The following is a 25,865-nucleotide window of genomic DNA, read 5'->3' as shown; positions in this document are numbered from 1 at the left end:
AAGTCGCCCTCCCCGCACCTGCGAGAATAAGACATTCCGTTTGGTCGTTCTTGAAAAATTCCCAGGGCACATACAGACTCGTTTCGTGAACGGACCCCGGCATGCCGGAGGTCCGACCCGGGGCACCGATCCCCGAGGGCGCCGACCGCACCTTCAGGTACGCGCCCCCGGTTCCCCTCTCAATTCGACGTCACCGGCATCCGCCCGCTCACGGGCGAACTCTTCGAGTTTTCAGAGCCCCGTGCCCGGATGGCCGCACAGCGACATTCTTCCTCTCGACACCCCGCACTCGGACCACCGGCCGAGTGCCGCCAGCACGTACGGAAGGGGCAACCGAAGTGAACAGGAGCGACCTGGTTTCGGATTCGGGTCCGGCATCGGATGCCGAATTCGCATTCCCGCTCTCAGCCCCGGAGTTCGGTATCTGGCTCACCTGTCGGGACCAGCCGGAGTCCTTCAACATCCACCGCGTCTGGGAACTGCGCGGGCAGCTCGACGAGCAAGCCCTGAAGGCCGCCGTCGAGGAGACCGTCGCCCGGCACCCCGTGTTCGCCCGCCGGCTCGTCGACGAGGACGGCGTGCCCTGCTGGGTTCCCGGCGCACCGCAGCCGCGATGGACCACGGTGGACACGGCAGCAGTGGACACGACCTCGGTGGACACGGCCGCGACGGCCGACGCCGCGCCCTGGGCGCCCGTCGGGCGCCACCGGTTCGACCTGAGACGCGACTGCCCCGTCCGCGTCGACCTGTTCCGGCACCGACCGGACCACCACGTGCTCTCCCTCCTGGTGCACCACATCGCGTGCGACGGGGCGTCGCTGGAGAACCTGCTGGCGGACATCGGTGCCGCGTACAACGCCCGCACCACCGGCGGGCCCCCCTTCACACCGGAACCGGCCCCGGCACCGCCCACGGCAGCGGCAGCGGCCCCGCCCACGGCACCTGGCCCGCCCGCGCCGACGGAACCCTCCCGCTTCTGGCCCCTCGAACTGGCGGACGCCCAGTGGCCGGAGGCCCTGCCACGCACCCCGGGCCCCCGGACGGCCGAAGCCGACGTCCTGGTGCTCCCGCTGCCCCCGGACGAGGCCGACGCGGTGCGCGCGGCGGCCCGCCGCCTGCGCGTCACCCCGTACCTCATGGGACTCGCCGCCCTCTACGCGGCGTTCGCCACGCAGGGCAACGCCCCCGACGTCATGGTCGCCACGCCCTTCGCCTCCCGGACACCGGCCACCGTGTCGCTGGTCGGCTGCTTCGCGCGGATGGTCCCGCTGCGGCAGCGGTGGCCCTCGGGAGCCTCCGGCGCCGAGCTCTGCGACGGTGTGCGGCGGACCGTCGCCGAGGCGCTGTCCCACGCCCACGAGCCGATCCACGAGAGCGCGGACCTCTTCGACGCCGCGGCGCCCGGACTCACCGTCAGTTTCCAGCTGCGGGATCCCCTCCCGGGGCCGGCACTCGGCGGGCTCGCCGTCCGCGCGATGGAAGCGGTGCGTGAGCCGGCGGCGGCACCCGTCGCAGGCGCACCGGAGGCGCCCGGAGCGACTGAAGCGACTGAACCCCCAGGGAGCCCTGAAGTCCCCGATGCCCTCGAAGCTCCCGGAGCCGCTCCCCCCGCCGAGCACCCCGGCGCGACGAACGGCCTCACTCGTTTCGACCTCGAATTCGACCTCTGCTTACGGGCGGACGACGCCTCGGTGACGGTGACGCGCCGGATGCGCGGCGGCACGACCAACGCGGCCGCCGCCGAACTGCTCGCCGTCTACCGCCGGGTCCTGCTCGCCCTCGCCCGCGACCCCGGGGCACCGCTGCCCCGCTCGACGAGCGCGGCGACGCCGTCCCTGATCGTCGCGCCGGCCGATCCGTCGGAGCACGCGCAGCCCCTCATGGAGCGGTTCGACGCCTGGGTGCGCACACAGCCCCGGCGGCCCGCGGTGCGGTGCGGCGACGACCTCCTCACCTTCGCCGGCCTGGACCGCGAGGTCGCCCGGCTCGCCGCCGCCCTGCGCCGCCACGGCGCGGGCCCGGGCACCGCGGTGGGCGTCCTTCGCGAGCGGGGCGTCGCCCTGGTCGCGTCCGTGCTGGCGGCGTGGCGGGTGCGGGCCCACGTCGTCGCCCTCGACCCCTCGCAGCCCGACTCCCGTCTCGCGTACGTCGTGGCGGACACCGGCACCCGTGTCGTGCTGTGCGATCCCGCGTCGCGCCACCGGCTCGACGCGTCGCTCACGATCGTCGACGAGGACGCGCACGACGAGACCCCGGACACCGAGGATCCGCACGACGAGGCCCCGGGCACCGGGGACCCAAACACCGAAGACGCCCGCCCCCACGATCTGGCGTACGTCCTGCACACCTCGGGCACCACCGGCCGCCCCAAGGGCGTCATGGTCGAGCACCGGGGCCTCGCCGTCCTCGTCGACGCGCAGCCGGCCGGAGCCGGCGCCGCCCGGGTCGGCGTCACCGCCGCCGTCTCCTTCGACGTCTTCTTCCAGCAGCTCCTCTACCTCTTCCGGGGCAGCTGCCTGGTGGTGGCCGACCAGGCCACGTACCGCGATCCGCAGGCACTGGTGGAGTGGGTCGAGCGCAACGACGTGCGCCTGCTCAGCACCTCGCCGTCGATGTTCGCCGCCATGCGCCCTTTCGGCGTCGAGGAGATGTTCCAACGCACCGGCCTGGAGCTGGACTTCGGGGGCGAGGCGGTCGACGCCACGACCTGGCACAGGCTGCGCGAGCTGGGTGTGAGGGGGTCCAACGGCTACGGTCCGACCGAGGTCACGATCCAGACCACGTGGTGCGGTTTCGACGAGTACGGGACCCCCAGCATCGGCCGGCCCCTCGACGGCACCTCGGCCTACGTCCTGGGCGCCGACCTCCGCCCCGTGCCGGTCGGTTCCCGCGGCGAGCTGTATCTCGCGGGGCCGCTGGTCACCCGCGGCTACCTCAACGCGCCCGCTCTCACGGCCGAGCGCTATCTCCCGGACCCCTTCGCCCCGGCACCCGGCGCCCGGATGTACCGCACGGGGGACCGCGTCACCCTCGGTGCCGACGGACACCTGATCTACCACGGCCGGACCGACCACCAGCTGAAGGTGCGCGGCCAGCGGGTCGACCCGTACGAGGTGGAGGAGGTGCTGCGCGCCGCGCCAGGCGTCCAGGACGCCTACGTGGCCCGCCGGGGCCCGACCGGGACGGCGGGGCTCCTCGCCTGGGTCACCCTCCGCCGCCCCGGGCCGGTTCCGGTGCCGGGGGAGCTGCGCGGCCTCGCGGCCCGGCGGCTGGCGCCCGCCGCGGTGCCCGCGCACATCGAGGTCGTCGACGCGTTCCCGCTCACGCTCAGCGGAAAGGTCGACGAGCGTGCCCTGCCCGTGCCCGCGCCCGTGCGGCCGCCGGACGGCGGCGCGGACCCCGTCGTCCGGCTCTGGGCCCTGACGCTCGGCCGCCCGCCCGCCTCGAACGGGGACAACTTCTTCTCCTGCGGCGGGAGTTCACTGGACGCGGCCCGGCTCGTCGCCGAGGTCAACCAGGAGTGCGGGGTGCGCGTCGACCTCGCCTCGTTCTTCGGCGACCCCACACCGGAAGGGTTGCGGCACCTGATCGCGCGGGCCGCGCCCGCCGGCGGCGAGGGCCCGTCCACGGCTGCGCCCGCCGGTCTGTCGGCCGCCCAGCGGCGGCTGTGGCTGCTGCACCGGGCGGAGCCGGACAGCCACGAGTTCACCGTGTACTGGGCGCTGCGGCTGAGCGGTCCGCTGGATCCCGCGCGCCTGGAGGCGGCCTGGCACGACGTGCTCACCGCCCACCCCGAGACGCGGCTGCGGGTCATCGACGACGACGTGGCCCCCGGGCGCGGGCAGTGGCCCCTCACGGCGTTCACCGTGAGCGTGCGGGACGTCCCCGGTCACGCCCTGGCGGAGCACCTGCGGCGCGTGGCCCACCGGCCCTTCGACCTGTTCGAGGAGCCCTTGGTCGAGCTGCGGGTGCTCAGGACCGGCCCCGAGGACCACGTGCTGGTCTTCGTCGGCCATCACCTCGTGCTCGACCGCCGCTCCACGGAGCTGATCACCGAGCAGCTGCTGAGCCGGCTGGCCGGCGGCCCGGCGCTCCCGCCCGCCCCGGCGGGCGCCGTCCCCGGGCCGTCGCCCGCCGAGGCCGAACGGCTGCGCCGGTTCTGGGCCGAGGAGCTCGCCGGCGTCTCCGCGCACTCACCGGTCGCCCTCGGCGGGCCCCGGCCGGGCCCGCACCGGCGCACCGCGGCGACGGTCGGCGTCCCGCTGGACGCGGCGCAGTGGCGGCGCGTGACGGAGACGGCGCGGACGCATCGCACCACGGCACTCGTCCTCGTCCTGTCGGCGTTCGCGGTCACGGCCGACCGGTACGGCGCGGCGGGCGACGTCCTGGTCGGTACCACCATGGACGTCCGACCGCCCGGCTTCAGCGAGGCCGTCGGCCTCTTCGTCAACCCCGTCCCGGTACGGCTGCGCCCCCGCCCCGGCGGCACCGCCGGCGAGGCGGTCGCCCAGGCGCACGCGGCCCTCCTGCGGGCGCACGCGCACCGCGCGCACCCCTTCGACGAACTCGTCCGGGAGCTCGGTCTGCGGGCCGGTCCGGGGCAGGCCCCCCTGTTCCAGGTGCTGGTCGACCATGAGCCGCCGGCCACGGCGACGGCCGCGCCGCCCGGCGTCCGCGCCCGCCCGGTGGAGATCCCGGCGGCCATCGCGAAGTACGACGTCGAGATCCTGCTCCGGGAGACCCCTGACGGCGCCCGGCTGGACGTGCTCCACCGCACCGACCGGTGGACGACGGACCAGGCCTGGCAGCTGGCCGAGCGGATCCGCGGGGCGCTGCTCGCGCTGGCCGCCGAGCCCTCCGCGCCGGCCGCGCTCCCCGTGGCGCTGGACCCGGGGCGCCTCCCCCTGGAGTGGGGGCGGGGCCCGGAGCCGTTCGCGCCGGTGGTCCCGGTGAGCGAGCTCGTCGCCCGGATCGCCCGGGAGGCACCGGAGCGGACCGCCGTGGTCGCCGGGGGCGAGCAGTTCACGTACGGGCGACTGCGGGCCGACGCCCTGGACCTCGCCGCCCGGCTGACCGCCCGGGGCGCGGGCCGGGGCGCCCGGGTGGCGGTGCTGACCGAGCGGTCCGCGGGCCTGATGACCGCGCTGCTCGGCGTGCACTTCGCCGGTGCCGCGTACGTCCCGCTCGATCCCCGGCACCCCGACTCCCGCATGGCGGCGTGCCTGGCCGACTGCGGGGCCTCCGCCGTCGTCACCGACGCGGCCATGGCCGGGCGGGCGGCGTCGTTCGGGCTGCCGCTGGTCCCGATACTCCCGCTGCTCCCGCTGTCCTCGGCGGCCGATCTGCGGGCCGACCGGAGCGCCGAGCCGACGGCCACCCGAAGCGCCGAGCCCACCGTCCCCCTCCCGCCCGGACCGCACGACCCCGCGTACGTCATCTACACCTCCGGGACGACCGGGCGGCCGAAGGGCGTGGTGATCGAGCACGGCACGCTGGCCGCCTCCACGGCCGCCCGCCGCACCGTCTATCCGGGGCGGCCGGTCTTCCTGCTGCTCTCGCCCGCGGCGTTCGACTCGGCCGCGGCCGGCATCTGGGGGACGCTGTCGGCCGGTGGCCGCCTGGTCGTCGCGAGCGACGACGAGGTCCGCGACCCCGAGGCCCTGGTCGCCCTGATCGCCCGGCACCAGGTCGCCCGGCTGCTGTGCGTGCCCTCGCTCCACGCCCTGCTGCTCACCGCCGCCGACCGGGCCGGCCCCGACGCGGTGCGGAGCCTGCGCGAGGTCGTCACGGCCGGGGAGCCGCTCCCGGACGAGCTGCTGCGGCGCCACTTCGCCGTCCTGCCCCGGGTGGCGCTGGTCAACGAGTACGGCCCCACCGAGGCCACCGTCTGGGCGAGCTACCGCCGCTACCACGGGCCGGAGGCCGTCGACATCGGCGGCCCGGCGCCGGGCTACCGCCTCTACGTCCTGGACCACGCCCTGCGCCCCGTCCCCCCGGGGGTCGACGGCGAACTGTACGTCGGCGGCGCGGGCGTGGGCCGGGGGTACGTCGGCCGCCCCGCCGAGACGGCCGGCGCCTTCCTGCCCGACCCGTTCAGCGGCGAGCCGGGGGCCCGGATGTACCGCACGGGCGACCGGGTGCGGTGGCGGGCGCCGGAGGCGCTCGCCTTCGTCGGCCGGCTGGACCACCAGATCAAGGTCCGGGGCCACCGGGTGCAGCCGTGGTCGCCGACGGCGGCGCGCGCCTCGTCGGCTTCGTCACCGGCGGCGGGCGGCCGGAGGCCATCCGGCGCGAAGTCGCCGAGCTGCTGCCGGAGTTCATGGTCCCCGCCGTGGTCCACGGGCTGGAGCGGCTGCCCGTCACCCCCAACGGCAAGGTCGACCGGCGGGCCCTGGAGCAGGAGGCGGACCGGCGCCGGGCCTCGGCGCTCGCCCGGCCCGCCGGGGACGTGTCACCCGGGCACGCGGCGGTCACCGCGGCGTGGCGGGAGGTCCTGGGCGTCGTCGACGTTCCCGGCGACGTCAACTTCTTCGACCTCGGGGGGCATTCGCTGCTGGTGCCGGCGCTCCAGGAGGCCTTGCACCGGCACACCGGCGTCCGGCTGCCGATCCTCGACCTCTTCCGCCACAGCACCGTCGCCGACCTCGCGGCCCGACTGGCGCGCAGCACGACGGCCGCGCCGCCCGCCCCCGGGGCGGAACCACCGCCCTCAGCCGGGTCGTCCCGTCGCCGACGCGGCGACGCGGCCCGTACGCTCCGCGACCGCCGCGCCCAGGAGGCCGACCGATGAACCGCGACCGTTCCCTCGACATCGCCGTCACCGGCATGACGGGGCGCTTCCCCGGAGCGGCCGATCTGGCACAGCTGTGGCAGGCCCTGCGCGACGGGCGGGTGCTGACCCGGCGCCTGAGCCGGGAGGAGCTGGCGGCCCGTGGCGTCCCCGCGTCCCTCGCCGACGATCCGGCCTACGTCCCCGTCCACGGGCCGCTCGACGATGCCGACCGCTTCGACCACGAGTTCTTCGGCGTCAGCCCCCGCGAGGCCGGGCTGACGGACCCGCAGCACCGCCTGCTGCTGGAGTGCGCCTGGGCCGCCCTGGAGGACGCCGGCCACAGCGTCACGGCCGGCGACGGGCTGCGGACGGCGGTGTACGCGGCCGCCAGCGGCAGCGGCCATCTGCGGGCCCTCCTGGCCTCCGGCTCGCTGGCGCCCCCGGAGTTCGAGGAGGCGCTCCTCGTCAACGAACGCGACTTCCTCGCGACGCGCATCGCCTACAAACTGGGGCTGACCGGGCCCGCGCTCACCGTCCTCACGGCCTGCTCCTCCTCGCTCGTCGCGGCCCACCTGGCCGTCCAAGCGCTGAACAACGGGGAGTGCGACCAGGCCCTGGTGCTCGCCGCGTCGGCCAACGCCCCCCAGGCGGGGCACCTGCCGATGGCCGGCGGAGTGATGTCGCTCAGCGGGCACTGCCGCCCCTTCGACGCCTCGGCGGACGGCACCCTCGGCGGCTCGGGGGCGCTGGGCGTCGTCCTGCGCCGCCACGAGGACGTGGCGGGCGGCCCGCTCCCCCTGCACGGAGTGCTGCTGGGCTCCGCCGTCAACAACGACGGCACCGCCAAGGCGGGCTTCCTCGCGCCGTCGGCGGCGGGCCAGGAGCAGGCGATCCGCGCCGCGCTCGCCGCCGCCGACGTCGACGCCGCGTCCGTCGGCTACCTGGAGAGCCACGGCACCGGCACCCGCGTCGGCGACCCCATCGAGTGGTCCGCCGCCTCGGCGGTGTACCGGTCACTGGGTGCCGCTCCCGGCAGCATCCCGGTCGGCGCGCTCAAGGCGACCATCGGCCACCTCGACGCCGCCGCCGGACTCGCCGGGCTGGTGAAGGCACTGCTGGTGCTCCGGCACGGGTACGTGCCCGCGCTTCCCGGGCTGAGCCAGGCCAATCCGCTGCTGGAACGGGAGGACTCGCCGCTGTCCCTGCCCACCGAGGCCGGGCCGTGGCGGGGCCCGCAGCCGCGCCGGGCCGCGGTGAGCTCGTTCGGCGTGGGCGGGACCAACGTGCACATGCTGGTGGAGCAGCCGCCGGAGCCGGCCGCCGCGCCGCCCGCCCCGCCGACCGGGCGGGAACGGCTGGTGGTGCTCTCCGCGAAGGACCCGCGGGCCCTCGCCCGCATGCGGGAGCGGCTCGCCGCGCACCTGGAGGACGCCGAAGCCGCCCCCTCGCTGGCGGACGTCGGCCGGACCCTCACCCGGCGGGCGGAACTCCCGTACCGCTCCTCGGCGGTGGGCGCGAGCGTGGCCGAGGTCGTGGCGGCGCTGCGGGCCCCGGCCGAGCCGGCACCGGAGCCCGCCACGCACCCCGCCCCGGCGCTGCTGCTCTTCCCGGGGCAGGGAACGCAGTTCCCCGGCATGGCGGCGCCCTTCGCCGCCGCCCTGCCCCCGTTCGCCGACGCGCTGGACTCCTGCCTGGCCGCCTTCTCCCCCGGGCTCGCCCGCGAGGTCGACGAGGCGCTGCACGACACCTCCTTCCCCGCCGAACGGCTCGCCCGGACGGCGCTCGCCCAGCCCGCGCTCTTCGCCGTCGAGTACGCCGCCGGCACGGCGCTGCTCGCCCTGGGCCTGGTGCCCTGCGCGCTGCTCGGGCACAGCCTGGGGGAGATCACGGCGGCGACCCTGGCCGGCGCCCTCGCCCTCGACACCGCGGCCCGTCTGGTGGCACGCCGGGCCCTGCTGATGCAGGACTGCGCCCCGGGCGCGATGGTCTCCCTGGCCTGCGGCGAGGCCGAGGCCCGGGCCCTGCTGGCCGAGACCGGCGCCGAGCTGGGCGTCGCGGCGGTCAACGCCGCCACCAGCACCGTGCTCGCCGGGCCCCCCGAGGCGGTGGCGGCCTTCCGGGAGCGGATCGGCGGCCGGTACGCGGCCAAGGTGCTGCGGTCGTCCCGCGCCTTCCACTCCCCGCTGATCGAACCGGCGGCCGAGGCGCTGCGGGGCACACCGGCGGCCGCCGAGGTGCGCCCCGCCGCCCTGCCGTGGATCGAGAACACGGAGGGGCAGCTGCTGCCCGAGGGCTCGCTCACCGACCCCGGCCACTTCGCCCGGGCCGCCCGCCGGCCGGTGCGCTTCGCGGACGCGTTGGCGACGGCCCGGGCGAAGTTCCCCGACGCCGTCGCGGTCGAGGTGGGGCCCGGCCGGGTGCTGAGCGGCTTCGCGGAAGCCGCCGGGCTGCCCGCGATCCCGCTGCTGGGCTCCTCGCCGCCGGCCCCCGCCGCGCCCGCGCACGCCCCGGCCGCTTCCACCGCCCGCCCGGTGCTGGCGGCGATCGGCCGGCTGTGGTGCTCCGGCCTCCCCCTGGACCTCTCCCCGCTCCAGGCGCCGGGGCGCTCCGTCCCGCTGCCGACCTATCCGTTCCACGGCCCGCGCCACCCGGTGCCGGCCGCCCCGGCGCCCGGAGCACCGCCCGGACCACCCGCCCGGGCGGCCTTCGCCGACGCGGCCGAGCCCGTCGCGGACACCCCCGTCGCGATCCTCCGCGCCCTGTGGGCCGAACAGCTGGGGGTGACCGACGTGCCCGACACGGCCGACTTCTTCCAGCTCGGCGGTGACTCGCTCACCGTGGCCCGGCTGGCGCGCGGGATGAGCCGCCGGTTCGGCGTCGACGTCCCCGTCGGCGAGCTGTTGCGGGCCCGGTCCATCGGGCTCCAGTACGCGCTGGTCGAGCGGTTGATCGCCCAGCAGATCCTCGACGAGGCCGGGGAGGAGCTCGGATGACCGCCTCGCCCCTCGACCGGCTCACCCCCGGGCAGCGCGCAGAACTGGCCGCCCGGCTCCAGGGGCGCAGCCCCGCGGCCGCGCCACCGGCGGCTTCCGTACCGGCACCGGCGCCTTCGGAACCGGCGCTCCCGCCCCGCCCGGAGGCCGTGGCCGGCAGCCACCCCCTCTCCGTCACCCAGTACCGGATGTGGCTCGCCGAACAGGCGTCCCCCGCCGCGTCGGCGGCCTACACCGTGCCCCTGGCCCTCCAGCTCGCGGGCCCGCTGGACATCGACCGGCTCCGCGTATGCCTGGACGCCCTCGCCGCCCGTCATCTGGCCCTGCGAACCCGTTTCGGCCAGGAGAACGGGGTGCCCCGGCAGCGCTTCGACCTGCCCGCCCGCATCCCGCTGGAGGTGCGGCAGCTGCCCTCGGGAGCGCCGGAGCGGGACCGGGCACTCGACGCCGAGGCGGCGCGCCCGTTCCGCCTGGACCGGCCCCCGTACGTCCGCGCCGTCCTGCTGGCCCAGGGGCCGCAGCAGCACACCCTCCTCCTGACCTTCCACCACGCCGTCTGCGACGGATGGTCGTTGGGGGTGCTGATCGACGACCTGCTGGACGCGTACGCCGCCGGGGACGGCCCCGGTTCCGCCCGTCCCGCGCCGGGCGCCCAGCACCTCGACTACGTCCACTGGGAGCAGTCGCCGGACGGACGGGCCGCGCTGGCCGCCCACGCCGCCCACTGGGCCCGCTCCAGCGGCCGCGCCGACGACGGAGCCGACGACGGGGCCGACGACGGGGCCGAACTCCCCTTCGCCGTCGACCCGACCACCACGGAACACGCCACAGCACAGCACGCCGCCCGGATGCCGCACGCCGAGCTGGCGCTGCCCCCGGACCTCACCCGGCAGGTCCACGCGTTCGCCCGGCGGCACGCCTGCACGGCACACGCGGTGTGGCTCGCCGCGTTCGCGGCCACCTGGAGCGCGGTCACCGGCACCCGGACGGCCTCCGTGAGCGTTCCCACCGCCAACCGGGCGGCGGAGCGCTACGACCTCACCGTGGGCGCCTTCGTCTCCGCGATGCCCCTCGCCCTGCCCCTGCCCCCCGCGCTGGGCTTCGCCGCGCTGGCCCGGCGGACCGGCGAGCAGCTCCTGACCGGCTCACAGCACCCGACCCTCCCCCTGACCTCCGACGACACCGCCGTGCCCGTACCCGCCGCCGCCTTCGTCCTGACCCACGAGGACAACCGGCCGCGCCCGGCCGGCCCCCTCACGGTCACCCCCCTGCCGGTGCGCGTCCAGGGCGACCAGGGCGCGCTGACCGTGCAGCTCACGGAACACGCCGACACCGCCGTCGTCCGGCTGACCGGCTCCCCGCAGCACTACACCGACGCGGCCCTCGCCCGGCTCGGGCGGGCCTACCGACGCTGCCTCGCCTCCGTCCTCGCCGCCCCCGACGCGCCGCTGGCCGCCCTGGACGCACGCGACCCGGCCGAGCGCGCGACCATCGCGGCCGCCTCGACGGCGCCGCCCGCGGCCGGGGCCCGCCTGCCCTACGACGCCTTCGCGGACTGGGCGCGGCGCACCCCCGAGGCGTTCGCCGTCCGGGACGCCGCCGACGGCCACCTCACCTACCGGGCACTGCACGAGCGCACCGAGCGCGCGGCGGCCCACCTCGCCCTGGCCGGGGTCGGCCCCGGCTCCGCGGTGGCCCTGGACGTGCCGGCGGGCGCCGACTATCCGACGCTGGCCCTGGCGGTCTGGCGGCTCGGCGGCTGGATCATCGCGCTGCGCCCCGACGACCCCGCGGAACGCCGCCGCGCCCTGCTGCGCAGCGCCCGGGCGGACTTCCTCGTCCGCACGGCCGACGGCCCCGGGCACGACGCCGACGGCCCCGATGCCAACGAGGACCGCACCGACGGGGACCACGCCACCGAGGACCGTGCCACCGGGCACGACGCCGACGGCGGCCCGCCGGGGAGGGCCCTGCGGACGATCCGGCTCCCCCGAGGGGGCGCGCGGGAGCTCCCTGCCACCGGCACGGCGGTGCCGCCCGTGGCCCGCACGGGCCCGCAGGACCTGGCCTACGCGGTGTTCACCTCCGGCACGACCGGTACGCCCAAGTGCGTCCCGGTGCCGCTGGGGGCGCTGGCCAACGAACTCGCCTGGCGCCGCGAGGCGATCGGCCTCGCCGCCCCCGACCGGGTGCTCCAGACCATTCCCCTGGTCTTCGACCCGTCGCTGTGGCAGTGCTTCGGACCGCTGGTCGCCGGGGCCGGCGTGGTCTTCCCCGGCGTCGACCTCGGGGCGCATCCGGCCGCCCTCGTGGAGGCAGCCCTTGAGCACTGCGCGACCGTGGTCGACGTCGTCCCGTCCCTGCTCGCGGCCCTGGACGACGAGGATCTGCGCCGGCTGCCGGCCCGGGTCGTCTTCTGCGGCGGGGAGGCGCTGCCCTCGGCGCAGGCCGACCGCTACCTGCGTGTCGGCCGCGGTGAACTGCGCAACCAGTACGGGCCGTCCGAGACCTGCATCGACGCCACCTCGTACCGGTGCACGGCGGGGGCCGAGGGCGGCACCGCCCCCGTGGGCCACCCCGTCTCCGGCGTGCGCCTGCACATCCTCGACGGCGCGCTGCGTCCGGTGCCGATCGGGGTCACCGGCGAGCTGTACATCGGCGGCACCGGGGTGGCACGAGGCTACCGGGACCGTCCGGCCGAAACGGCGGCCCGGTTCCTGCCCGACCCGGCCGGTCCCCCGGGCTCGCGGATGTACCGCACCGGGGACCGGGTGCGGTGGAACGCCGACGGGAGCGTGCAGTTCGTCGGCCGCAGCGACAACCAGGTCAAGGTGCGCGGCCACCGGGTGGAGCTGGAGGAGGTGGACCGGCACGTCGTGGACGCGCCGGGGGTGCGGGAGGCGGCGACCGTCGTCGTCGGGGAACGCGTCAGCCGCCTGGTGGGCTTCGTCACCGGCGAGCCCGCCCCGGACCCGGCGGCGGTGCGCGCCCATCTGGCCCGTACCCTCCCGCCGTACATGGTGCCCGGCGAGATCCGGGTGCTCCCGCGGCTGCCGGTGACCGCCAACGGCAAGGCGGACCGCCGCGCGCTGCTGGCCATGGTGCGCTCCGCGCGCACGGCGGACGGCCCCGCCGCCGCCCACGACCGGGTGGCCGCCGCCGTGGTGGAGGCGTTCGCGGCGGCGCTCGACCGGCCGTCGGCCACCCTGGACGACCATCTCTACGACCTCGGCGGCGCGTCGCTGGGGGCCGCCCGGATCGCCTCCGTGCTGAGCCGGCGCCTCGGGGTGGAGGTCCCCGTGCGCACCGTCCTGACGCATCCGCTGGCCGTCGAACTCGCCACCGAGGTCAGGACGTTGCTCGCCGCCGCGCGGCCGCTTCCCGCCGACGGCGCCGGAGCCGACGCGTCCCAGACGCCCGAACAGCTCCTGGTGGCCCAGCAGGAACGGGCCCTCGGACACCCCGCTCCCCCGATTCCGCTGCTGCTCAGGCTCGATGCCCCCGTGGATCCGCAGGACGTGGAGCGGGCGGTCCGCGCACTGGTCGCCCGGCACGAGGCCCTACAACCGACAGCCCCGCAGGCGACACCGGGGGCCGCCGGAACGGGACAGCACGACGCGTGGCAGCCCTGCCCCGTGGCCCCGCTGCCGGACCGGCCCGCCCTGGTCCACTGGGACACCGCACTGGTCGAGCGGCCGCTGCCCGCAGGATCACCGGGGCTGGAGGTCGTCCTGCTGACCGGGGAGGACGGCACCGTCCGGCACCTGCTGCTGAGGCTCGCCCGCCACCGGGGCGACGGCGCCTCCGTGGGCATCCTCGCCGACGAGCTCCTCGCCCTGCTCGCCGGACGCGACCTGCCCCGACCGGCCCCGCGCTACAGCGACTACGCCCGCGCCAGGGCCGTCCGCCGCACGGCCCGGCGCGCCGAGCTGGAACGGTACTGGCGCACCAGCCTGGGCCCGGTCGCCCCGGACCCGTTCGCCGAGCGCCGCACCGGCCCGAGGACCTTCCGCAACCACGGGGTGCGGAAGGTCCTCCCCGCCGACGCGTACGCACGCCTCCAGCAGGCAGGCCGGACGGCGGGGACGACCACCACGGCCGCCTTCCTCGACCTGCTCGGCCGGATCGTCTCCCGGATGTCGGGCGGCACGTCCACGGTGATCGGCATGCCGGTCTCCCACCGCTCGGCGGCCACCGAGGAATCGCTCGTCGGCCGCGCCGTCGACCTGCTGCCGGTGGTGCTCGGCGCCACCGGGGCCGGCCACGCCCACCGGGCGCTGCTGTCCGCCCTGGACCACGCCGACCTGCCGCTGCTGCACATCGCCGAGCTCGCCGATCCGGTCGACCCCGCGGTCCGGCCGCCGGTCTGCGCGGCCGGGCTGGTCGTCCACGGGCCGGAGGAGAACCCGGCCGTGGTGCCGGACGACCTGCCCCACGACACCGTGCCCGAGCACTGGGCGGACCTCGACCTCGTCCTCCACGTGCAACCGGCCCGCTCGGGAGGGTGTTCGGTGCTCCTGACCGGAGCCGTCGGCCTCTTCCCGCAGGCCGAGCTGCGCGGGCACCTCGCCCGGTCCCTGGCGGAGCTCGAACCCGACCAGAGCTGAGCTACGCCCCAGCCGCACCTCCCGCGCGGTGCGCCCGTCGCGCCCGTGCCCCGACCGCCCGCTCTCCGGCACATCCGACACATCCGACACAAGGGGAAAAGTCATGGACGAAGAGCAGAAGTACCTGTTCGACCTGCGCGGCTACCTGGTCCTGGAGGACGTCCTCTCCGCGCGGGAACTCGCCGCCGTCAACGCCGCCCTCGACGGCCACGGCCTGTGGGACGGCGAGAACAAGCTCAGCTACCCGCTGCTCAAGCGGTACAACCCGTTCATCGCCAACGCCGGCCCGCTCCACACCACCCCGCGCCCGGTGCGCGACCTGATCAGCCACGAGAAGGTCCTGCCGCACCTGGAGGAGGTGCTCGGCGCCGACCTGCGCTACGACGAGGGCCAGGTACTCTACGCCCGCAAGGGCGCCGGAGCGCTGATCCTGCACAACGGCAACACCCCGTGGGAGTACCCGCCGCTGACCTACCAGGTCCGCGACGGGCGGATCTACGGCGGACACCTGATCGTCGCGTTCTGCCTCACCGACGCCCTCGCCGACCAGGGCGGCTTCGCGGTGGTCCCCGGCAGCCACAAGTCGGCCTTCGAGATCCCGGAGGACTTCCAGACCTGGCAGAAGGTCGGCGACTGGGTCTCCCGCGTCCCGGTCAGGGCCGGCTCGGTGGTCCTCTTCGCGGACACCGCCACCCACGGCAGCTGGCCCTGGGCCGCCGACTTCGAACGCCGGGTCGTCTTCTGCCGCTACACCGCGGGCATGGTGCAGCACACCGCTCCCGCGCCCGTGCCCGAGGACCTCCCGGGCGAGGAGTGGACCCCGGTCGAACGCCGGCTGCTCCGCCCGCCGTTCGCCTGGCACTTCCACGACCGGGGCAGGGGCTACACGGAGCAGCAGCGCACCTCCGTGCGCACCGCCGAGGGCTGGACGATGAACGACCACTCCCAGCAGATCATCACGCTCGCGGAAGACGCGGAAGAGTCCGCCGAGGGGCGGGGTTAGCCATGGCGAGCATCACCGTGAGTTCGGTCGGCTACGAGGAGTTCGACCAGGAGCTCGGCAGCGACCCCCTGGGGCTGATGACACGGCTGCGCGACGAGGGGACGGTCAGCGCCGTCCCGCTGGACGACGGCACGCGGCTGATCGTCGCGGCGGAACCCGCCGTCGCCGCCGCGGCCCTCGCCCACGGCACCCGCAACCACCGCGGGCTGCTGCGCGAACTCGTGGGCAGCGGACTGTTCGTGGTCGCCTCCGGGGAGCAGTGGCGCCACCGCCGCGCCCTGCTGCGCCCGATGTTCTCGGCCCGGGCCGTGGCGGAGTTGCACACCCTGGTGCTGGAGAGCGCGGAGGACTTCGTCCGCCGTCGGCTGCTGCCCGGGGCGGGCCGCGAGTTCGACCTCGGACACACCCTCCAGCAGCTGAGCATCGAGATCATCCTCCGGCTCGTGGACCCGGAGCTGACCGGCGCCGAACTGGCCTCCCTGGCCTCGACGGTGGACACGGCCGTCCACTACCTGGACCGGCGGCTGTTCGCCCCGGAGACCGTCACCGACGCGGACGGCGAGGCGTTCGCCCGGGACAGGGCGGTGCTGGAGGAGTTCATCGCGCACCGGGCGGCCCAGGCGCCCGCGCCGGCCACGGCCGACGGGGTCCTGCCGTCGCTCGTCGCCGCCCTGCACCAGCGGGGGGACACGCTCGGCAACCGCCCCGAGGACGTGCTGCGCGAGGAACTGATGTCGATCTTCGTGGCCGGGGTGGAGACCATGGGCACCCTGCTCACCTGGACCTTCCACAACCTGGCCGGCTCTCCCCCCGCCCTGGCCCGCACCCTCGACGAGGTCCGCTCCACCGACCTCGGCACCCTGCGCGCCGCGCCGTCGATCCCCCAGGGAACCTTGCCGTACACGCTGGCGGTGGTCGAGGAATCGCTGCGGCTGCACCCGCCCGCGTGGGCGCTCTTCCGCCGCATCGACACCCCCGTCGAAGCGGCCGGCGTTCGGCTGGAGCCCGGCGACCTCGTCCTGGCCAGCACCTACGCCATCCACCGCGCCCCGGCCCTGTGGGAGGCGCCCGAGGAGTTCCGTCCGGATCGCTTCCTGGGCCGGCGCCCGCCCGTCCAGCAGTACTTCCCCTTCGGGGCGGGCCCCCACCAGTGCCTGGGGCGGCAGTTCTCGCTGCTGGAGGCGCAGCTCGCCACGGCGACGATCCTCGCGCACGGCCGGTTCACCCTGCTGGGCGACCGGGCCGCGACCGGGCTTCGACCGGCCATCGCCCTGACCCCGGACCCCAGCCCGCGCGCCGTGTTCACCCCGCACCCCGGCCCCGGAACCGGCACCGCAACCACCGGCCTCGGCGACGCCCGCAAGCACCCCTCGGGGGCACGATGACGACCGCACCGCACGCCCGGATCGAGCAGTGCTTCACCGCCGTGGCCGAGGCGTTCCCCGAGCGCGTGGCGCTGGCCGATCGGTACGGCGAGATCCGCTACGGGGAACTCCTGACGCGGGCGCGCGCCGCGGCGGCGTCGCTCCGGGCGAAGGGCGTCGACTCCGGTACCGCCGTGCTGATCGTCGGGCACGGCGACCGCCGGACCGTCCTCGCCATGCTGGCCGTCCTGATGGCGGGCGGCTGCTACGTCCCGGTGGACCCCCGGTACCCGGCGGACCGCGTCCGGCTCATGGCCGGCACGGCCCGGGCGGCCCTGGCCCTGCACGCCGACCGCCCACCGGTGGCGGACCTGGGCATCCCCGTGCACGACATCCCCTCCCTCCTCACGGAGCGGACCACCACGGCGGTGCCGTCCGCACCGGCCGGCCCCGACGACCTGGCCTGCATCATGTTCACCTCCGGCACCACGGGAGCCCCCAAGGCCGTGGGCGTCACCCACCGGGGGATCACCGGGCTGGCGCTCGGGGCGGAGTCCCTGCGGCTGGGCCCCGGCGACGGCGTGCTCCTGCACTCCACCCTCGCCTTCGACGCGTCCACGTTCGAGATCTGGTCCCCGCTGCTGGCCGGGGCCCGGATCACGGCCGCGGACCGCCACCCCCTCGCGCTCCACGAACTGGCCGCCCTGCTGGCCCGGCCGCAGATCACCACGGCCTGGCTGACGGCCCCGCTCTTCCGCCTCATGGCCACCCACCACGGTCCGGCGCTGGGCACCCTGCGCACCCTCGTCACCGGCGGTGACACCGTCCCGGCCGGCGCCGCGCGCTCCTTCACCGCCGCCCACCCCGCCACCCGGCTGGTCAACGGCTACGGCCCGACCGAGAACACCACCTTCAGCACCCTGGGGGACGCCGCCGCGTGGGACCGCGAGCACTCCGCCGCGTTCCCCATCGGCGCCGCCATCGCGGGAACGACGTGCCACGTCCTCGACGAACGGCTGCGGCCCGTCGCCCCGGGCGCGGAGGGCGAGCTCTTCCTCGGCGGCCCCCGGCTCGCCCGCGGCTACCTGCACGACCCCGCCGCGACCGCCGCGCGGTTCGTGCCCGACCCCTTCTCCGCCCGGCCCGGTGCCCGCATGTACCGCACCGGTGACCGCGTACGCCACCTCCCCGACGGCGCCCTGGACTTCCTCGGGCGCGCCGACGACGAGGTGAAGGTCAGGGGCTTCCGCACCGATCCGGCGGAGGCGGCGGCGGTCCTCGCCGCCGACCCCACCGTCGACGACGCCGTGGTCATCGCCGGCACCGGGCCCGACGGCGCCGTCCTGACCGCCTTCCTCACCCCGGCGTCCGTCGACACCGACGCGGTGCGCCGGGGCGCGTGGCAGCGGGCCCCGCGCCATCTGGTGGCCGAGCGGATCATCGCGGTCGGCGCCCTTCCGCTGGGGCCCACCGGAAAGGTGGACCGCGCCGCCCTCGCCCGTCTCGCGGACGACGCGGACGACGCGGACGCCCGGACGCACGACGCGCCCGGCACCGCCGCCCCGGGCCACCCCGCACTCGCCGCGGCCTGGGAGTCCCAGACGGGGCACCGCCCGCTGCCCGACTCCGACTTCTTCGCCGACGGCGGCACCTCCCTGGGGCTGATGCGGCTGGTCGAACAGGTGCGCACCCAGCTCGGACCGACCCTCGACTTCGCCCAGCTCTACGCCGCTCCCACGTACGCCGATCTGTGCCGGCTGACCGCCCCGAGCGCCACCCCGGCACCCCACGGCGACCGAGCACAGGAGGCCGTCGCATGACGCAGGTGATGCAGGATCAGGACAATGATCTGGCCAGAATGGACGGCCTGTGGATCCGGGTGATCGAACCCCAGTCGCCCGCCCGGCACGCCCGGGACTTCGCCCAGGTCCACACCTGGCTGCGCCAGTACATCAGCCGGCCCCACGACGAGATCGGCCGCACCGGGCCGGTCTGCCCCTTCATCCCGCCCGCCCTCAGCGGCAAGGACGCCCAGTTCAGCTTCCGCTACGACATCACCGGGGAGGACGCGCGGCAGCTGCGCGAGGCCCTGGAGGCGGAGATGTCCACGTTCGCCCTCGGCACCGAGCGCAGCCGCACCCACACCGGAGCCTCCCTCGACTGCCGCATCGTGGTGCTGCCGGCCACCGGGCCGGAGGGCTGGCGGGTCCTCGACGAGGCGTACGAAGGCCTGAAGAACAGCGCGGTCGCCCACGGGCTGATGGTCGGTCAGTTCCACCCGCACTGCGACGAACGGGCCGTGCGCAACCCGCTCTTCCCCGTCTCCGTGGCCCCCGTCGGCCTGTTCGCGATCCGCCGGATGGCGCCCCACGATGTGCTCTTCTTGTACAAGCACCGCGCCTGGTTCAGGATTTACGATCAGAACTTCCGCGCCCACTACGAACGGGGCCGCGTACGCGACCCGCTCCTGCGCGAGTTGTACGTGACCGCTGTGGAACGTCACGGCCTGCCCGAGCTCGCCCCGAAGGCAAAGGAGAACGACGCGCCGTGACCGAGGACCAGTACCACGTCGTCGTCAACCACGAGGAGCAGTACTCGATCTGGCCCACCTACCACGACGTCCCCCTGGGGTGGGGGACGGTGGGCGAGCCGGCGTCGCGCGAGGACTGCCTGCGCAGGATCGAGGAGGAGTGGGTCGACATGACCCCGAAGTCCGCCCGGCGCCAGGCGGCCCCGGCCGCACCGGCCCCCGCGGGCCCGGCCGGCGCGGCGGGGTCCCCGTGACGGGCACGCTTCCCACGGTCGCCGTCGTCTACGGCAGGGGGTCGGCGGGGCCGGCCGAGATCCTCGGCGCCGCCCGCGGCCTGTGCGACGTGGTCTTCGTCTGCGACCCGGCCGTCCCGGGCGTGGCTCCGCTGCTCGCGGGGATGCGCCGACGGGCCCGGGTCTGCGAGATCAGCGGACACGACACCCCCGCCGCCGAACTGCTGCGCGGGCACGGCCCGGTGGGCATCGTCACCTTCAGCGAGTACTGCCTCGCCGGCACCGCGCGCCTCGCCGAGGCCCTCGGCCTGCCCTACCACCGGCCGGACACCGTCCGGCTGCTCACCGACAAGGCCGACCAGCGCGCCGCGTTCGCGGCGGCGGGGGTCGACCACACCCCGAGCGTCGTGGTGCGGTCCGCCGCCGAGGTCGACACCGCCGTGGCCCGTCTGGGCTACCCCGTGGTGCTCAAACCCCGTACCGGGGCGGGCAGCCAGGACACCGTACGGCTGGCGGACGCGGAGCAGCAGCGGCGCGCCCTGGCCGACCTCGGCCTCGCCCCCGGGCCCGGCCCCGGACCCGGTGACGAGCCGGCGGGCCCGCACAGCGCCCCGCGTGACTTCGTCGTGGAGAAGTACCTGCCCGGGGACCCGACGGTGGCCGGACCGGACTGGGGGGACTACGTCTCCGTCGAGGCCGTCGTGCAGCACGCGGAGGTCACGACCCTCTGCGTCACCGGCAAGTTCGCCCTGGCGGACCCGCTCCGGGAGACCGGGCTGTTCCTGCCCGCCACCCTCACGCCCGCCGTGGAGAAGGACGCCGCCGAACTCGCGGCGGCCGCGGTCCGGGCCCTCGGCGTGACGACCGGGGTGACCCACACGGAGGTGAAGCTCACCCCGGACGGCCCCCGCGTCATCGAGGTCAACGGACGCGTCGGCGGGCGCGCCGTGGGCCTGCTGGACCGGGCGCTGGGCATCGATCTGCTCGCCCTAGCCTTCGCGTTGGCCCTGGAACGCACCGTCGAGCCCGTCACGGCCCCCCGGCCGGCGGCGGTGACCTTCGAGTACTTCATCGTGCCACCGCGCACGGTCGGCACCGTCCGGGCGATCGACGGCGCCGACGCCGTACGGGCCCTCCCCGGCGTCGGCGAGGTCGACGTGGCGACGGCCCCGGGGCAGCCCGTCGACTGGCGCCACCCCGCACAGCGCCTGGCGTTCGTCCGGGGCACCGTCGCCACCCATGACGAGCTGCTCCGGCTCATCACATCCGTCCATGACAGATTCCACCTGGAGTTCGCACCCCAGTGAAGAGAACGTTCCCCACCACAGGCCGGCCGCGCACGCCCCGCCGAGAGCGTCGAAGAGCACGTGCCCCGCAGTGTCCCGCAGTCCTTCGTCGTGGAAAAGTGGAACAGCAGAGAGGTAGTCGATGCTCGACAAGGTGCGACAGCCACTGAAACACCGGCCCTTCCGGCGGGTGTGGCTGGGCGAGACCGTCTCCCTGGTGGGGGACTACAGCTTCGAGGTCGCCTTCATCTGGCTGATCCTGAACGAGACCGGATCGACGACCACGCTGGCCACGATCCTGCTCGTCCAGGCCGTCCCCCGGGGCGTGCTGATGCTGGTGGGCGGCGCGGTGACCGACCGGCTCTCCCCGCGCGCCGTCATGTTCTGCTCCCACACGCTCCGGGGGCTCGCCGTCGCCACGCTGGGGCTGATCGCCCTGGCCGACCACGTGAGCACGTGGCACCTCTACGCCCTCGGCGCGCTCACCGGCGTCGCCGAAGCGTTCTTCTGGCCGGCGGCCGGCAGCATCATCCCCTCCCTCCTGCCGCCCGAGCACCTCGCCCGGGGCAACGCGCTCGTCGGCTTCGGAGAGCAGGGGGCCCGGCTGCTGGGGCCGATCCTGGGCGGCGCCCTCGTGGCCGCGGTGGGGACGTCGACCACCATCCTGCTCAACGCCTTCACCTTCTTCTTCGCCGCCCTGACGGTCTTCGGCGCACCCCGCAGACAACCGTCCGACCAGGCGGGCGACCAGACTTCCGACCAGGCCTCCGACCAGGCGGGCGAGGCCGACGAGGGCGCCAAGTCGTTCACGGCGATCCGCCGGGAGATCGTCGAAGGGCTCCGCTACGCCGGACGCAGCCGGGAGATCCGCACCGTCCTCCTGCTGATCGGCGCGGCGGCCCTCAGCTACAGCGGCCTCTTCAGCGTGGGGCTGCCCGCGCTGGCCAAGACCTTCCCCCAGGGCTCGCTCGCGCTGGGCGTCCTGCTGTCCGCCTGGGGACTGGGGCAGCTGATCGGCACCATCGGCGCGGTCTTCACCGGACTGCCGCGCCGCTGGGGGCTGCTCATCATCGGGATGACGCTCTGCGAGGGGACCGCCTTCGTGCTGCTGGGCTTCCTTCCCAGCGTGTGGAGCGCGGCGGTGGTGCTCACCCTGCTGGGGATCGGCGTCGCGTACTCCAGCGACGTCGCGCTGCCGACGTTCATCCAGACCAGGACCCCGACGGACGTGCTGGGCCGGGTCAGCAGCGTGATGGAACTGCCCCGGGCCACGCTGGAACCGCTCTCCATCGCGGCCATGGGCCTGCTGGTCGGCTGGGACATACAGTGGGCGTTCGTACTGGCCGCGATCCCCATGCTGGCCGTCGGCCTCCACCTGGCCCTCGACCGCGAGGCCCGCGCGCTGAGCACCACGGCCCCGGAGGAGCATCCGGCGGCCAAGGATCCGGACCCCCTCGTCTTATAGGCCCCTGTCCGCCGGTGGTGGCCGGTGATCTCGAATGACCGCGCTTTCCGACCGAAATCCCGGATTTCTCGGACAATGCGGCAGAACATCGTTATCGAATCTCCTCCGGAACGAGTTCGGCCTGGGCCACCACCGGGCCGGTGGCGGCCCGGGCCAACGGACGCGGCGGCTCTCTGGTTCACAATTCCGAGCGGAAAATTCGGGAAAGGAATTTCCCCTGGTCAAAGGGGTGCGGCGATACCGGAATTGTGAAGTGTGCATGGCATTTGTTCCTTGCTTACTTGATTCGCGCAAATCCCTTCCGTTCCCGGAGCGAATCTGACAGCATCGTCCGCTATCCGGCGACCGAATGTCGGTGATCACTGCACCGGCATGCCCGCGAGGTGTCCGTCCATGGCCGATATGTGCCTGGATCGGAGCAATGGGTGGGGCCGGGACGCGACCGGGGGGAGAACCTGATGCTCGGCTTCGTCGTGCGCCGACCGTACGGGCGCCGACCGCGCGGGCGACGGCCGCTGGCGGCTGCCGCCCCGCTGCTGTCGGCCTTCCCCACCGGACGCCGCCGTCGAGACGTGGCCACCCGGCCGCGCCACGTGGAGGAGATGTGACCCCCCGGGCCGGCACCACCGTGCCCACCCCTTCGCCCGCGCCCGGAACCGCTCCCGGGACACCCCACCGCCCCGCGCGCTGGGTCCGCACCAGGCTGCGGGCGAACCCGCTGGCCGCGCTGCTCATGGCGGCCCTGGCGTTCGTCGCCGTCTTCCTGGCCGCGGCCTTCCCCCGCGTCGCGGACCGGGGCGCGGACACGGCGCTCCAGGACTTCGTCGGTCAGAGGGGCTTCAACCAGACCAGCCTGCAGACCACGTCCAAGACGCGGGACGACGACAAGGCCGCCGCACTCGACCGGGTGCAGCAGCAGCTCACCGAGATGGTCGGTCGGCAGCTGACGCTGACCCAGCCGGGCCAGGCCCACGGCGCCCGCGCCGTGGGCGACCGCAACATGGCCAATCCGGAGTACGACCGGTTCGCGGAAAAGTGGACCGACCCGGTCCTCGGCCTGCTCTACCTGCACGACCTGGCCGCCCGGGCCACCCTCACCGACGGCACCTGGCCGACCCCCGCCGCCGCCGGCGGTCCGCTGCCGATCGTGATCAGCAAGAAGGCCGCCGAGAGCATCCACATCAAGCTCGGTGACGTCATCGACAACGGCACCGAGGGTTCGGGCGCCAAGCGGACCACCGTGGTGGTCGGCCTGTACCAGATCAACGACCCCCAGGACCCGTTCTGGGACGAGCTCGGCTGCCCGGCCCGCGCCTGCCTGAGGACCGACCCCCAGCACGAACACTGGATGACCAGCGGATTCGTCGACGGCGACAGCCTGCCCGCGCTGGCCCGCTGGGGTTCGAGCGCCGAGAACTTCTGGCGGCTGCCCGTCGACGCCACGTCACTGCACGCCGACCAGCTCGACCGCACCCGCGGCATCCTCAGTTCCTTCCTGACCGGGCGCGACGCCACCGCCCTGGCCGACGCCACCCGGCGTACCGACCTGCACACCTCCTCGGGCCTTCCCGAGATCCTCACCCGGGCGAACGACCGCTACCAGGCCTCGCTGCCGCTCAGCACGATCGGCCCGGCCGCCGTCGCGGGCGTCGCCACCGTGGTGCTGTTCCTGGCCGCCGCCCTCACCACCGACCGGCGCACCACCGAGATCAGGCTGCTCCAGGCCCGCGGCGGCTCCCGTGCCGGGGTGCTGCGACGGCTGATCGCCGAGGGTGCCGTCACCGTCCTGCCGGCCGCCGTGCTCGGAACGGCCCTCGCCCTGGTGCTGCTGCCCACCCCCCGCTGGGACCGCTCGGTGCTGGCGGCCCTGGCCGCGGCCCTGATCGCGCTGCTGGCCTTCCCGGCCCGCGCGGCCCTGCTGTGGGCACGCAGGCGGCCGGCCGGCGGCCGACGCCGACTGGTCGGCGAACTCGCCGTCCTCGCGGTCACCGCCGCGGCCGTGGCGGAGGTCCGGCGCCGGGGCGTCGGTACCGGCTCCGGGCTGGATCCGCTGCTGGTGGCCGCCCCGCTCCTGCTCGCCGTCACCGGCGGCCTGCTGCTGGCCCGCATCGAGCCGATGGTGGTCGGCTGGCTGGCCGCCCTCGTCGGCCGGGGCCGCGGCCTGATCGGCTTCCTCGGCCTGGCCCGCGCCGCCCGCGACAACTCGGGCAGCCGCCGGCCCTCCGCACTGCCGCTGCTCGCCCTGGTGATCGCCGTCACCACGACCGGCTTCGGCGCCACCGTGCTCGACACCGTCGATCACGCCCGGACCCGCGCCGCGCGCATCTCCACGGGCGGGGACATCGGCGTCTCCCTCCCCGGCTACGCCACCCTGTCCGAGTCGTTCACCAAGGCCGCCGACGCCCTGCCCGGCGTACGGGCCTCGACCGCGGCCTGGGTCGAGCCCAAAGCCCGCATCGCCGGCGCCGACCAGCGCTACACCGAGGCCTACCTGGTGATGGTGACCGATCCGGCGGCGTACGCCGAAATCGCCCGGACCCTCGGAGCCGGCGGGTTCGACCCGGCGAAGCTGGCCGGGGCGGCCGGCGGCCGGGACACCCCGGTGCCCGCGCTGGTCAGCCGCGACCTGGCCGAGCGCCTGGCCGCAGGGTCGTCCCAGGTGCGCACGCCCAACGGCAACGACCTGCGCCTCTCCGTCGCCGGGACCGTCGGCGCCACCCCCGCCCTGCCCGACCCGGGCAGGCCGTTCGTCGTCGTTCCCGCCGGCCCCGCCTGGGAGCGACTGCCGGACGCCAAGCGGGTGAACAAGTGGTTCGCCGTCGGCGAGGTCGACCCCGAAGCGGTCAGGACGGCACTGCGGGACAACGGCGGGGTCCAGCCGACCGGCCTGGCCAAGATGATCGCGGACGACGCCGCGGCCGTCGGCAAGGCCGTCCACGGCCTGCCCGCGGGATACACGGTGCACAGCAGCCGGGAGACCGTCGCCGAGCTCGGCGGCGACCCGCTGCAGCACGCCGCCGGGCGGCTGTTCTGGTACTCGGGTGCCGCCGGCGCCGGGTTCGCCCTGCTCGCCGTGCTGCTGACGCTGTTCCGGGCCGCGCCCGACCGCACGGCCGTGCTCGCCCGGCTGCGCACCATGGGCCTGCGGCCCCGCCAGGGGCTGGCCCTGATCGTCGCCGAGGCGCTGCCGCAGACTCTGGCGGCCGCCGTCGGCGGCGGGCTGGTCGCGGTGGCGGCGGTCGCCCTGCTGGGCGGCGCGTTCGACATCTCGACCCTGGTCGGCGCCAGGGTCGGGGAGCTCGTCACCCCCGCGCTGATGCCGGTGCTGCTGCCCACCGCGGGCCTGGCCCTGCTGGTCGGCCTCGGGGTGGTGCTGGAGACGCTGGTCACCGGCCGGCGCCAGATCGCCACCGAACTGCGGGCGGGCGAGCAGTCGTGACACCGCGACGGCGGCTCTCCGCGATCACCGGCTGACCGGCCCTCGACCCCGTGGTCGAGGGCACACGGTGGCGGGGGGGGGGGGGGGGGGGGGGGGGGGGGGGGGGGGGCGCGGCGAGGCTCCGCGCGCCCCCTCCCTCCACCGGCCAACGCAGCTCCCCAGTCCCCACCCGC

At 75.6% G+C, this 25,865-nt stretch carries 12 protein-coding genes and 1 pseudogene; all 13 read left to right on the top strand.

Annotated elements, in window-relative coordinates:
* Positions 1-101 precede the first annotated feature (101 nt).
* Positions 102-6,161, top strand: a pseudogene (locus tag ACFVX9_RS10020) (amino acid adenylation domain-containing protein); the annotation flags it as partial.
* 59 nt (positions 6,162-6,220) lie between these two features.
* Entirely contained in the window at positions 6,221-6,790 is a 570-nt protein-coding gene (locus ACFVX9_RS10015) for a phosphopantetheine-binding protein (RefSeq protein WP_387981217.1), read from the top strand.
* A complete protein-coding gene (locus ACFVX9_RS10010; protein ID WP_387981216.1) occupies positions 6,787-9,765 on the top strand; it encodes a type I polyketide synthase in 2,979 nt (992 codons plus the stop codon). The genes ACFVX9_RS10015 and ACFVX9_RS10010 overlap by 4 nt, the downstream gene beginning before the upstream one ends.
* Positions 9,762-14,372, top strand: a complete 4,611-nt coding sequence (locus tag ACFVX9_RS10005) for an amino acid adenylation domain-containing protein (protein WP_387981215.1) — start codon at positions 9,762-9,764, stop codon at positions 14,370-14,372. Before ACFVX9_RS10010 ends, ACFVX9_RS10005 begins: the two co-directional genes overlap by 4 nt.
* Positions 14,373-14,475: 103 nt before the next feature.
* On the top strand, positions 14,476-15,375 hold the full coding sequence (locus ACFVX9_RS10000; protein WP_380480248.1) for a phytanoyl-CoA dioxygenase family protein: 900 nt from the start codon (positions 14,476-14,478) through the stop codon (positions 15,373-15,375).
* A 2-nt stretch (positions 15,376-15,377) separates the two neighbouring features.
* Entirely contained in the window at positions 15,378-16,760 is a 1,383-nt protein-coding gene (locus ACFVX9_RS09995; protein WP_380480246.1) for a cytochrome P450, read from the top strand.
* On the top strand, positions 16,757-18,559 hold the full coding sequence (locus tag ACFVX9_RS09990) for a non-ribosomal peptide synthetase (RefSeq protein ID WP_387981214.1): 1,803 nt from the start codon (positions 16,757-16,759) through the stop codon (positions 18,557-18,559). Before ACFVX9_RS09995 ends, ACFVX9_RS09990 begins: the two co-directional genes overlap by 4 nt.
* On the top strand, positions 18,556-19,290 hold the full coding sequence (locus tag ACFVX9_RS09985) for a DUF6875 domain-containing protein (protein ID WP_380372363.1): 735 nt from the start codon (positions 18,556-18,558) through the stop codon (positions 19,288-19,290). Before ACFVX9_RS09990 ends, ACFVX9_RS09985 begins: the two co-directional genes overlap by 4 nt.
* Positions 19,287-19,523 carry an MbtH family protein gene (locus ACFVX9_RS09980; RefSeq protein ID WP_380372365.1) on the top strand — a complete coding sequence of 79 codons (237 nt, stop codon included), beginning with the start codon at positions 19,287-19,289 and terminating at the stop codon, positions 19,521-19,523. The genes ACFVX9_RS09985 and ACFVX9_RS09980 overlap by 4 nt, the downstream gene beginning before the upstream one ends.
* On the top strand, positions 19,520-20,809 hold the full coding sequence (locus ACFVX9_RS09975; protein ID WP_387981212.1) for an ATP-grasp domain-containing protein: 1,290 nt from the start codon (positions 19,520-19,522) through the stop codon (positions 20,807-20,809). Before ACFVX9_RS09980 ends, ACFVX9_RS09975 begins: the two co-directional genes overlap by 4 nt.
* A 133-nt stretch (positions 20,810-20,942) precedes the next feature.
* Positions 20,943-22,253, top strand: coding sequence for an MFS transporter (locus ACFVX9_RS09970; RefSeq protein ID WP_387981210.1), 1,311 nt, complete (start codon positions 20,943-20,945; stop codon positions 22,251-22,253).
* Positions 22,254-22,711: 458 nt separating this feature from the next.
* A complete protein-coding gene (locus ACFVX9_RS09965) occupies positions 22,712-22,861 on the top strand; it encodes a hypothetical protein (protein ID WP_387981209.1) in 150 nt (49 codons plus the stop codon).
* Positions 22,858-25,692, top strand: coding sequence for a hypothetical protein (locus ACFVX9_RS09960; RefSeq protein ID WP_387981207.1), 2,835 nt, complete (start codon positions 22,858-22,860; stop codon positions 25,690-25,692). The genes ACFVX9_RS09965 and ACFVX9_RS09960 overlap by 4 nt, the downstream gene beginning before the upstream one ends.
* Positions 25,693-25,865 lie beyond the last annotated feature (173 nt).

Origin of the sequence: Kitasatospora sp. NPDC058243 (genome assembly GCF_042882025.1) — a bacterium.
Lineage (GTDB): Bacteria > Actinomycetota > Actinomycetes > Streptomycetales > Streptomycetaceae > Kitasatospora.
Note: the sequence above shows the minus strand (reverse complement) of the source record. Positions and strands in the feature narration are given on the sequence as shown.

Excerpts from the sequence above, each read along its gene's own strand:
- ACFVX9_RS10010 (WP_387981216.1), top strand. The coding sequence starts at position 6,787 with ATGAACCGCGACCGTTCCCTCGACATCGCCGTCACCGGCATGACGGGG.
- ACFVX9_RS10005 (WP_387981215.1), top strand. The coding sequence starts at position 9,762 with ATGACCGCCTCGCCCCTCGACCGGCTCACCCCCGGGCAGCGCGCAGAA.
- ACFVX9_RS10000 (WP_380480248.1), top strand. The coding sequence starts at position 14,476 with ATGGACGAAGAGCAGAAGTACCTGTTCGACCTGCGCGGCTACCTGGTC.
- ACFVX9_RS09995 (WP_380480246.1), top strand. The coding sequence starts at position 15,378 with ATGGCGAGCATCACCGTGAGTTCGGTCGGCTACGAGGAGTTCGACCAG.
- ACFVX9_RS09990 (WP_387981214.1), top strand. The coding sequence starts at position 16,757 with ATGACGACCGCACCGCACGCCCGGATCGAGCAGTGCTTCACCGCCGTG.
- ACFVX9_RS09985 (WP_380372363.1), top strand. The coding sequence starts at position 18,556 with ATGACGCAGGTGATGCAGGATCAGGACAATGATCTGGCCAGAATGGAC.
- ACFVX9_RS09965 (WP_387981209.1), top strand. The coding sequence starts at position 22,712 with ATGCTCGGCTTCGTCGTGCGCCGACCGTACGGGCGCCGACCGCGCGGG.